The sequence below is a fragment of the Paenibacillus zanthoxyli JH29 genome (assembly GCF_000520715.1).
Taxonomy (GTDB): Bacteria; Bacillota; Bacilli; order Paenibacillales; family Paenibacillaceae; genus Paenibacillus_AQ; species Paenibacillus_AQ zanthoxyli.
Window position 1 is genome coordinate 1 of sequence record NZ_ASSD01000552.1, and the last position, 10,289, is coordinate 10,289.

Genomic DNA, 10,289 nt, shown 5'->3' on the forward strand with positions numbered 1-10,289 from the left:
GTCTCCTCCATTCGCCAATCCGCCCCCGAAGCAAGCAGCAGGGGAATGTGGCCGCTTGCGAATTCAGCTTCCGCCCCTTCATACCCCCCGCTGCCCATATCAAGGACAATGTATCGGTAGTGGGCTGCAAGCTCTTTCAAGCTACCATCCTCCGGACGTCGCCAGCAATGAATGCCGTTTACCTCTAGAGGGCCAGCCGTTTCCTCGGATGGAATAGAGTTGCCGGAAGCTGCGGCTAATGACCTTATCCGCCCGTAGACAGGCGAATCGGGAGCATAATCGACCCAAGCTACCGGACCGCTGCGGCTCAGTAGATGTGCAGCCGCCAGCGACGTGTGTGTGACGCCGATGCCGGAAGCCGTCCCCATTAGCGTTACGATATGCGAATTACTCTTGGCAGGCAGCGTTGTTCGCGTCAATACTTGCTGCCGTATTCCGGCAGATGAGCCCGCTTTGACATCTTCAAGCACCCGAAGTACCTCTTCCGCGCTGCCATAGCGATCCTCCGGCCTTGGCCGGAGCAGCCGCCGCAGCACGGGGATCAGAATTTCCGGCGCGCGGCCGTCAAGCCTGCGTTCCATTCCAGCGGCCCACTCGCTGTATTTGCCTCCGGTGGCCAAGTACAACAGCAGCGCCCCCAATCCGTACAGATCGGAGCGGTGATCGCTCTCTCCGCTCCCGTACTGCTCCGGCGCGGCAAAACCAACCGTGCCCAGCTTGACCGTATCTTCTCCCGCACCGCCCCTGTGCCTGCGGGCGATCCCGAAATCGATCAGCATCAGCCCTTTTTCCGGAGACAGCATAATGTTCGAGGGCTTCAGATCGCGGTAAACGATAGGAGGCCGATGCTCATGAAGATACTGCAGCACCTCCAGCAGCTGCTTGGCGAATAAGAGCAAGATCTCCCCCGGAATTTTTGCGCCCAAGGAATCCATATAACGACTCAGGGTCACGCCTTCGATGTAGTCCATAACGAGATAAGAGTATCCGTCTTCATCCGGCGGAAAAAAATCGGCAACTCTGGGAAGCCTTCCATGATCCAGACTGATCAGCAGCTCCGCTTCAGCTTGTACGTTCCCATAGTCTTGATTTTCCGCCACACATTCTTTGACGGCCCAGCGCTTGCCATGCAGACGCAAATCCTCGCTCAAATGCACATGGCTGCTTCCTCCCGAGCCGATGATACCCGCAATGGCGTATCGGCCGCCCAAGATCTGCCCAGGTTTCAGCTTTGATTTATAGCGCATTTTCTTTCCCTCCAACCAAAAATTTAAAAAAGAAAAGCATCCCGCTGCCGGAAGCCGCATTTTAGCGGTTCACTTCAGCGGGATGCTTTCCCGGAAATATCTATAGGTCATGCCATTAATATTTAATCATATAAAGTGTTATTTCGTCCCGATTATGGAACAGCTGCTTGGCCCGCTGAATTTGCATTCGCTCGGCTTCAAACATAGCCATAATCTCTTTGATCAGCGCCAGCGGCTTCTTGTACATCAGCTTCACGGTGACTACTGCGGTTCCTCCGGGGGCCAGGCTGTACAGCAGTCCCGTTACGAGCTTAGCCATCAGCTTCGGACTCCAGCTCATATCGCAGACGAGCAGATCGAATTCATTTTCCTTGAATTTGACCTCCCCGGCGTTTTTGCGCAGCACCTTAAGGCCAGGATGATCCTTTAATGATTCATGCATTCGGGCAGGATCGACCGCTGTCACTTGAAGGCCCCGTTCCAGCAGGAAAGACGTCCAGCCGCCGGGCGCCGCCCCGATATCGAGCGCCCGACGGAAGCTGCCGAACGGAATGCCGAATTCCTTCTCCGCTTCCATCAGCTTGAACTTCGCCCGCGAAATTTGGCCGTCCTCGCGGCGAAAGCGAATCGCTCCGCCGTTCCAATCGCTTAAATTGTCTTCGGGACGGGATACCCCCGCGTACAGCGCGTTCGAGGCCGCATAGACCGAGACGATCCAGGCTGGGTTCTGCACGGTAAATTCGGCCGCCACGCCTTCAAGCTTGACCTGCAGCCATTCCCGCAGCTCTCCCGGGCTGTCGCTCCAGAACGAATCCTCGGTCTTGCGCACCTGAATGGCGATCCGCTCCCCTTGAAGCTTGCTCCGGCGGCTTAAATAGACCGCCAGCCGGTCCAGCGCTTCGCTTCCGCCTTCGTCCTGCAGCTGGACCGGCTGAATATGGCGCAGAAATATCGGCGGAGTCTCCGCAAGACGCTGCGTAACTTCCTCCGGCTCGGCCTGAAGGGTAGCCAAGAAGACTTCTCCCGGCAGCAGCAGCGTGCTCTTGACCGAGCCGAACTGGCGCCGCAGCTCCTCCTGGGCATAGGGGGCAAAGCCGTGATTGGCGGTGCAAATGTATCTTGAAACCGTCTCGTTTACCGAAGGAGACGGATTTTGTTCTAAGCTGGGGTTAAGCTCGTTCAAATGGATGAACCGTTGCCAAGAGATTGTACAAGTCTACACAACTCTTGTTTGCTTCCTGCTTCAACGTGCCCGCTTTTGCCGAAGCTACTTGCGTTTGGTATAACACTCTACAGGCGTAAATTCGGATGCAACGAATCCTACACATTGGCGTAAGCTTTAAGATGCTACACGGCCAATTGGGCTAGGTTGATTGCCGCGTTCAAGTCACGATCAATCTTTAATCCGCAATCACACTCATAGATGCGGTCAGATAACTTTAAATGGGTCTTGACCTGTCCGCAACCTGAACAACATTTTGACGACGGGAACCATCGATCCGCTTGCATAAACGTTGCACCCCTCTTTTCGCACTTATATTTCATTTGGCGAATGAACTCATTTAGCTTTTGGTTAGCAATCGCTTGACTTAAGTGACGGTTCTTCATCATCCCGCTTACATTCAAAGTTTCCATCACTACGGCGCGTGGCTTGGTTTTCGCGACTGCACTTGTAGCTTGGTGAATGTGATTGGTACGGATATTCGTTAATCTCCGATGAAGCAAACGAATGGACTTTTCGACTTTTACAATGTTGCTTGTCTTGACAAAACGGCTTCCCTCCTTGTTCATCTCATATTGCGGGAAACTTTACGTTGCAACCTACGCAAACGTTTCTCCGTCTTTCTTACGGCAGCAGACTTGTTGATGTTCTTAAACACCATACCGTTACTACACACTGCCAATTCTTTTACACCTACATCAATGCCTACGACTTCGTCTGTTAATTTTTGTTGCTCCTGTTCCTGGTTGATCCCAATAGACAGGTACCAGTACTTACCATCAAAAGTAACACGTGGGTTGCTATAAGAAACACCTATCGGAAGTTGCTCCACTGTTTTCATCCAGCCCACTTTTTCTAACAGGACAACTTGATCTTTAACCTTAAGTTTAGCTGTGTCATTGTAAAAAGATGGCCTTGATTTCTTTCTGGACTTGAACTTTGGTTTCTTTGCAAGTCCCTTAAACATCTTCTTAACGCATCACAGGCATCTTTCACGGCTTGCTTTGCTACGTTATTAGAAACATTGCACAGCCAAGCATACTCTTCGGTATGTTTTAGCTGAGTTAGCTCTTTCCGAAGGTCTCCATCCGACAAGAACTTGACACCATGCTTGTGGTTTTCTTCTTGTCTGGATAGTGTCCAGTTGTATACCCATCTTGCAGTACCTACAGAACGCCATAATTGCTGTTCTTGCTCAAGTGCCGGTCTGATTCTGACTTTCTTCGTTAGAATCATTTTCGACCAAATCCTTTATTTCCTTGTTCCTGCGTGTAGTATCTATACCCGCTGTCACTGATAGAGTACGGTACTAATTTTCCTGTTTTGTTCCACTCTCTCAGCGTTTTTGGAGTTACTCCTATCATCTCGGATACTTTTCCTATAGGAAGAAGTTTCATTATATCACCTCATAAACATGATAACGCAATGTTTGAGATGTATAAAGAAGTTAAACATCGTTTAGGCAGATATCTCACCTCCACGTTTTATTTTTATCCAGGGACGCTCTTCCTCCCATTCAATCTCCACGGGAAGCTCATAGGCGGCATGCATCAACTCACCGGTCAGCACTTCTTTCTTCGGTCCCGCCCCGGCCAGTCTGCCTTCACGGATCAGCGCCACATGGGTAAACAAGGGTACAATCTCCTCCACATGATGCGTGACATACACGACGGTTACCTCCCGGCGGTTCAGCTTGTCCACCTCGGCCAGCATTTTCTCCCGCTCATAAAGATCCAGTCCCGCGCAGGGCTCATCCATAATGAGCAGCTTCGGGTCCGCCATCAGGCAGCGCGCCAGCATCGCCTTCTTGCGTTCTCCCTGCGACAGCGTGCCGAAGGTATGATTAGCCAGACGCCCCATATTCATGTCTTCCAGCAGCGCAATCGCCTTGGCCTTAATCTCGCCGGGAATCTGCTGATAAAAGCGCAGGTAGGCGTATGCCCCGGTAGCCACCACCTCCCAGACGGGATCGCGGAGCGTCAATTTCTCCATAAGCGATGGCCCGATGTAGCCGATCTCCTTGCGCACTTCGCGCAAATCAACTTGGCCGTAGGTATGGCCGAGCACCTTGACCGTGCCGCTGCTTGGGAACAGATAGCCGGTCATCATCTCGAGCAGGGTCGTCTTGCCTGATCCGTTGCGACCGAGGATCACCCAATTCTCGCCTTCTTTAATGTCCAGCGATACATCGTCCAGGATTAGGTTCTCCTCCCTGCGGAGGGTAATATGCTGTAAAGAAATCACTATAAATTCACGCTCCTTATGTATTGCAGCACACGCTCCACCGAATATAACGCATAATGAACGTGCGGCGGACGGCCGCGGTCTGCGTCAAATACAAGCAGCGCCGGGACGCTGGCAATACGGTACTGCCTCACGATGCTTGGGAGAAGATTAACGTTACCGGACACTAGCGCATAATCCCCCGGAAGCAGATGTTCGGCGACATCCATCATTTGGCGGGCGACTTTGCATGTACCGCACAGCGGCGTCTCCAGAAACACGGTAAGGCAAGCCCCGCTGCGGCCAATCGCCTCCAGCAGTTCGTGTTCTTTCATTTCCTTCATGATCCAGAGGCCCCCGAAGCGATCTCGCGAAGCTTCTCCTCCGGCATCGGCCCGTAATGAACTGCCGTTTCTTCCGGCTTGGCCGGATATAGCAGCTCGAACATTTCTTTTCTGCCCGGCGCACTCGAGGTATGCAGATAAATCTCCCTGGGGAACAGTGCTTCAAGAACGATGGTCTTAGCTACGTATCCCCCGGTTTCGTCTTTCGGCCCCATATCATAGTCGAGAGAGAGGACGCCGACCTCGCATTCGCGAAGCAGCAGCAGACATTCCTCCGTCGTCCGGGCAAGCGTAAAGCCTGGGGGAACCCGCCTGTAATCGTCCATATATACATGGATCATTCGTTCATCGCCCCTTTTTTACGCTTCAAACCATGACAGCACCGCCGCAATTTCATCTTTGTGCGTGCCGTCCGCTCCTTTTTCGGTCTCCAAAATGGCCGGTTTGCCAAGCAGAGGCTTCGATGTAAGCAGCTCCTTCAGTCCTTTTGCGCCAATTTGGCCCTTGCCCACCCCGGCATGCCTGTCCCGCTTGGAGGAAAAAGGATACCGGGAATCGTTGAGATGAACGGCAGCCAGATGCGGCCAGTAATCCAGCTTAAAGCCTAACTCCAGCAAGTCGCCGCTGCGCTCCGGGTTCCATATGCCTGCCGCAAAAGCGTGGCATGTATCGAAGCAAAATCCGATTTTTTCAGGATACCGGCTCAGTTCGCGGATCTTGACCAGTTCCTCCAGCGTCGTTCCCTCGAAACCGCCGCCACCCGCCTGGTTCTCAATCAGCAGCTTGGCCGTCCCTGTCCAGGACTGAAGCGTTTCATTTATACATTGTATAATATTTTGATAGCCTTGTAACGGCGGCAGCTTCTGAAAATGCCCGAAATGCGCAACGACCCCCAGCGATCCGCACCCTTCGGCGATCTCCAAATCGTTAAGCAGCGACCGAACCATCACGTCCCTGCTTGGCGAGTCCGTATCGCCTGCGGCGAGATTTGTGGGATAGGGCGTATGGGCGACGGACAGCAGTCCTTTTTCCCGGCAGTAAGACGCACAAGCTCCCGCATCTCTTGTATCCACAGCCTTAAGCTGCAAGCTCCGGGGATTTTTCGGAAAATATTGAAAACAGCCCGCTCCGCTCTTCCATGCCGCTCTTGCAGCCTGAGCATAACCGCCACGGATGCTGACATGCGCCCCGATCCGGGGCTTAGCGCTCATGCTGGCAATCCGGGCAGTAGAATACCTTGCGGCTGGACAGTTCCGATTTGACAATCGTTCCTCCGCAGCGTTCACAGGTTTCGCCTTCCCGGTCGTATACCTTGCATCTGTCATTATAGCTGCCCGTGACCGTATCGCCCGTCATAAAAGGCAGCTCCATGTAGCCCCCGATGTCTGCCGCTTCGCTCAGCACCTTACGGACTGCAGAGTACAAGCGGCTTATCGAATCGGGCGTTAGCCCCTGAACGGGAGCGGACGGCAGCAGCGCCGCTTCGTATGAGATTTCGTCGGCATAGCAGTTGCCGATTCCGGCAAACACCTGCTGGTTCACCAGCATGCTTTTGAGCGCACCGCGCCTGCCCTTCAGCAGATCAGAGAACCGCTCTTCGTTCATCCGCCGGTCCAGCAGCTCGGGACCCAGCTTGGCGAGGGCCGCCTCCGTCTCCTTGACGGATAACAGATGCAGATAGCCAAGGCGCAGCCCCATAAAATACAATATCCGGTCGCCAAAGGCGATCTCCACCTGCGTGCTGCGGTCCGGACGTTCTTCCTCCGTTCCGTAGAACAGCAGCCCTCCAAGCATCAGATGCAGCAGCAGTCTGCGGCCGTCATGCAGATGTAACACCAGATGCTTTCCTCTCCGTTCCACAAAAACGATGCGTGAGCCGACAAGTCTCTCCACGAACACTTCCGGCTCCACATTTACTGATTTCTCCCTGTTAACCGTCACCCCAGTGATCGGTAAATTAACGATATGCTTCGAAAGCAGTCTGCGGTAGTTCTCCATTTCCGGAAATTCCGGCATGATTCATCGTCCTCTCCTATTGTGAAATGCAGCTCTGCCATTATACCCCAAGCAGATTGCGCAGTTCAGCCAGATTATTGCAAATAAAGTCCGGAGATACCCCGGTCCACTCCTTGTACTGCTCCAGATTGTCTTTCGTCGTCACACCGGTCAGCGTAAGCACCGTCCGGCAGCCCGCATTCACTCCGGCAGCTATGTCCGTTCTCATGTTGTCGCCGACTACGATGGCGTCTTTGGGATCAATGCCCAACCGTGATGTGGCGTAGTTCATTAGATGGCGGTGCGGCTTGCCGATGATCACCGGCTTTACACCACTTGCGGCCTCAATCGCCGCCCCCAGCGTGCCCGCTCCAGGCATCATGCCGTCGTCGGAGGGCAGCATCAGGTCCGGATTGGTTAGCACAAAGGCCGCTCCGCCGGTGATCCAGCGCGCCGCACGGGTCAGCGAATCATATGTAAAAGAACGGTCAATGCCTTGGACAACGTACTGCGGCGAATCGGTTACGATTTGGAGACCCTCTTCCTCGCAAGCGCGGTGCAGCCCTTCTTCCCCAAGTATCGCCACCGCCGCCCCGGGAGATTCTTCGGCGATATATCTTGCCGCTGCCAGCGAAGAAGTGCAAACTTCCTGCTCATGGGCTTCAATCCCCATCGCGCTGAGATGAGCGGCGACATTTGCCGGCGTGCGTGACGAGTTGTTGGTTACGAACAGAAACGGGATTCTTTTCGATCTAAGCCCGGAAATAAGTTTATCCGCTCCCGGAATCATGATGCCCCCGTGAAACAGCGTACCGTCCAGATCTAGAAGCAGGCCTTGTATATTATCGATCATTTCTCCTCATTCCCTCCCCGCCTTATCCTTGATAATACATCAAATTTGAGACATTATTCTCCATGCTTTTCTCGCTGAGAGACAACTAAAAGTCGAACGGCATCGAACTGGCAGCGGCTTCAGCAATTGATGGCGGTTCTGTGTCGCTTCCTGCGCTTTCCCGGAAAATAATTTAATTTCCCTTCTTTCGCTCCACCGGAAACAGCCGAAATTCCTCGGCAAGCTGCGTGTCCGGGAAAACTACGCGCGCCTCTTCCAGCAGCGGTCTTAGCTCATCCGGCGAACTGTATCTTGAGCTGAAATGCGTAAGTACCAATTGGCGGGCGTTTGCCTCTTTCGCGATTTCAGCCGCCTGAACTGCCGTGCTGTGATGATATTCACGGGCCATCTTTGCCAGCTCATGGGCAAAAGTTGCCTCATGGATCAGCAAATCGGCTGCTCTCGCGAGCGGAATGGAATTTCCGCAGGGCCTCGTATCTCCGAGAACGGTGACGATTCGGCCGCGTTTTGGTTCGCTTAGAACGTCTGCGGCGGCTATCGTGATTCCCTGTTCCGTGGTCACATCCCGGCCGCTCTTCAGCACACCGTATAATGGCCCCGGCTTAAGACCATAGCCTTTGAGAAGCTCGATGTTGAGACTGCCGGGAAGGTCCATTTCCGTGACACGGTAGCCATAGCTGTCGATCCGGTGATCCAGCAGAGCCGACTCCACCTTGAAATGCTCATCCTCAAAAAGAAGCCCCCCATCATGCTCGATCACTTCAAGCTGGTAGGGAATCCGGGATTGGCTGACGGACAGCGAAATATCCAGATAAGCCTTGAGCCCCGGCGGACCGTATACAGTTAGCGGGGCGGTTCCTCCCTGATAGCCCCTGCTGCTCAGCAGCCCGGGAAGCCCAAAGAGATGATCGCCGTGAAGATGGGTTATGAACAGCTTCTCCAGCTTGCCTAGCCGCAGCGGCGAACGGAGAATCTGATGCTGTGTTCCCTCGCCGCAGTCGAACATCCAGAAGCTTCGTCGCTCCTCAAGCAGCCGCAGAACAACTGAGGTTACATTTCGCTGCACGGTGGGAATGCCCGCATTAGTTCCCAAGAAATAAATTTCCATCTCTCTCCCCCTTTCTTTTATGACCTTATTCTTCCAAATGAACCCTGGCGGTCTTCCAGCAAAAAGCCTCCCGTAACCGGGAGGCTGGCATAACGGGAAGTTCCCTTAACTGCTATTCTGTCCAAAAGCTCAGGCTTTCTCAACATTAAAATACTGCGCTTCAGGATGCGCGAAGACCATCGCGGACACGGACGCCTCAGGCTCCATCATAAATCCATCCGTCAAGTGGACTCCAATATCCTCGGGCGACATCAGTTTAAACAGCGGCCCTTGATCCTCCAGATCCGGGCAGGCCGGATAGCCAAAGGAGACGCGGATGCCTTGATAGCGGGCGCCATGTCTCTGTTTCATCGTCATATCCGCCGGGTCCGGGAAGCCCCAGGTATCCCGCATCATGTGATGGACACGTTCGGCCAATCCTTCCGCAACTTCAAGCGCCAACGCCTGCAGCGCGTGGGAGCGAAGATAGTCGCCCTTATTCTTCAGTTCTTCGGACTGTTCGCGAATTCCTTGTCCGGCTGTTACCACAAGGAAACCGACATAATCCATAATTCCGCTGTCTACGGACTTCAAGAAGTCCGCCAAGCAGAGATAAGGCTCAACCTGCTGGCGCGGAAAAGTAAAGGTGTGAAGTACCTTTCCCGTGTCCTCCGGATCGTAGATCAGGATATCATTCCCTCTCGATTGGGCCGGGAAGAACCGGTACATCGCATGCGGCCGGATGGTTCCGTTCATTGTCGCTTCAAGCAGCAGCCCGTCCACCGTCTCCTTCAATTCAACCGCCCGGGGCTCGCCTGCGGCCAGCTGCGCTTCGACCGATCCTCTTAGCCCCAAATGATGCCCAAGCAGCATTTGCATGTTCACATAAGGGATGATGTGGCCGAGCGGGTAATTACGCAGGACATGCCGCTCCAGGTCTGGCGGAATGTAGACCGGCGCATCCTGCGAAATTTTCGAGCGTACCGCTCTCGTAAGCTGGGGAAGCTCCGGCTTCTGAGGAGCAGCCGCTGCGGCCTCGTTCTCCTCACGCATCTCCTCGGCCAGCTTGGCCCGTTCCTGCGGATTCATCAGCTTGTTGGCAAGATCAAGACCGTCCATGGCATCCTTGGCGTACAGCACAAGTCCGTCGTATTCCGGACGGATGCGCGTCTTGGTGAATTTACGGGTCAATGCCGCGCCGCCGACCATAATCGGCACGTCTATTCCCGCCGTTCGCAAATCCTGCGCCGTCAGGACCATCTGCTGCGCCGATTTAACGAGCAGCCCGGACAAGCCGATCGCATCGGCTTTTTTCCCG

Annotated in this window: 11 protein-coding genes and 1 pseudogene; all 12 read right to left on the bottom strand. The window is 54.0% G+C overall.

Annotated elements, in window-relative coordinates; translation table 11 throughout:
- The coding region (locus L691_RS0121580; RefSeq protein ID WP_025692399.1) for a serine/threonine-protein kinase at positions 1–1,247 on the bottom strand (1,247 nt) is incomplete at its 3' end.
- 115 nt (positions 1,248–1,362) lie between these two features.
- The gene (locus L691_RS0121590) at positions 1,363–2,430 is read right to left on the bottom strand and encodes an SAM-dependent methyltransferase (RefSeq protein WP_025692400.1); all 1,068 of its coding nucleotides are present in this window, start codon (positions 2,428–2,430) and stop codon (positions 1,363–1,365) included.
- Between the two features lie 164 nt (positions 2,431–2,594).
- A pseudogene (locus L691_RS29750) lies at positions 2,595–3,705 on the bottom strand (RNA-guided endonuclease InsQ/TnpB family protein).
- Complete coding sequence (locus L691_RS34395; RefSeq protein ID WP_084654364.1) at positions 3,702–3,866, bottom strand: MerR family DNA-binding transcriptional regulator; 165 nt, start codon at positions 3,864–3,866, stop codon at positions 3,702–3,704. Before L691_RS34395 ends, L691_RS29750 begins: the two are co-directional and overlap by 4 nt.
- A gap of 61 nt (positions 3,867–3,927) precedes the next feature.
- On the bottom strand, positions 3,928–4,713 hold the full coding sequence (locus L691_RS0121605; RefSeq protein WP_025692401.1) for an ABC transporter ATP-binding protein: 786 nt from the start codon (positions 4,711–4,713) through the stop codon (positions 3,928–3,930).
- Positions 4,713–5,036 carry a thioredoxin family protein gene (locus L691_RS0121610; protein WP_025692402.1) on the bottom strand — a complete coding sequence of 108 codons (324 nt, stop codon included), beginning with the start codon at positions 5,034–5,036 and terminating at the stop codon, positions 4,713–4,715. Before L691_RS0121610 ends, L691_RS0121605 begins: the two co-directional genes overlap by 1 nt.
- Positions 5,033–5,377 carry a cyclic-phosphate processing receiver domain-containing protein gene (locus tag L691_RS0121615; RefSeq protein ID WP_025692403.1) on the bottom strand — a complete coding sequence of 115 codons (345 nt, stop codon included), beginning with the start codon at positions 5,375–5,377 and terminating at the stop codon, positions 5,033–5,035. Before L691_RS0121615 ends, L691_RS0121610 begins: the two co-directional genes overlap by 4 nt.
- Positions 5,378–5,395: 18 nt before the next feature.
- Positions 5,396–6,247, bottom strand: a complete 852-nt coding sequence (locus L691_RS0121620) for a deoxyribonuclease IV (protein ID WP_025692404.1) — start codon at positions 6,245–6,247, stop codon at positions 5,396–5,398.
- On the bottom strand, positions 6,237–7,052 hold the full coding sequence (locus L691_RS0121625; protein ID WP_025692405.1) for an Fpg/Nei family DNA glycosylase: 816 nt from the start codon (positions 7,050–7,052) through the stop codon (positions 6,237–6,239). The genes L691_RS0121620 and L691_RS0121625 overlap by 11 nt, the downstream gene beginning before the upstream one ends.
- 40 nt (positions 7,053–7,092) lie before the next feature.
- Positions 7,093–7,884: an HAD-IIA family hydrolase gene (locus L691_RS0121630; RefSeq protein WP_198023086.1), complete on the bottom strand. Its 792-nt coding sequence runs from the start codon at positions 7,882–7,884 to the stop codon at positions 7,093–7,095.
- A 172-nt stretch (positions 7,885–8,056) separates the two neighbouring features.
- Positions 8,057–8,992 carry a ribonuclease Z gene (gene rnz, locus L691_RS0121635; protein ID WP_025692407.1) on the bottom strand — a complete coding sequence of 312 codons (936 nt, stop codon included), beginning with the start codon at positions 8,990–8,992 and terminating at the stop codon, positions 8,057–8,059.
- A 129-nt stretch (positions 8,993–9,121) separates the two neighbouring features.
- Positions 9,122–10,289: vitamin B12 dependent-methionine synthase activation domain-containing protein (locus L691_RS0121640; RefSeq protein WP_025692408.1), on the bottom strand; the 1,168-nt coding region annotated here is incomplete at its 5' end.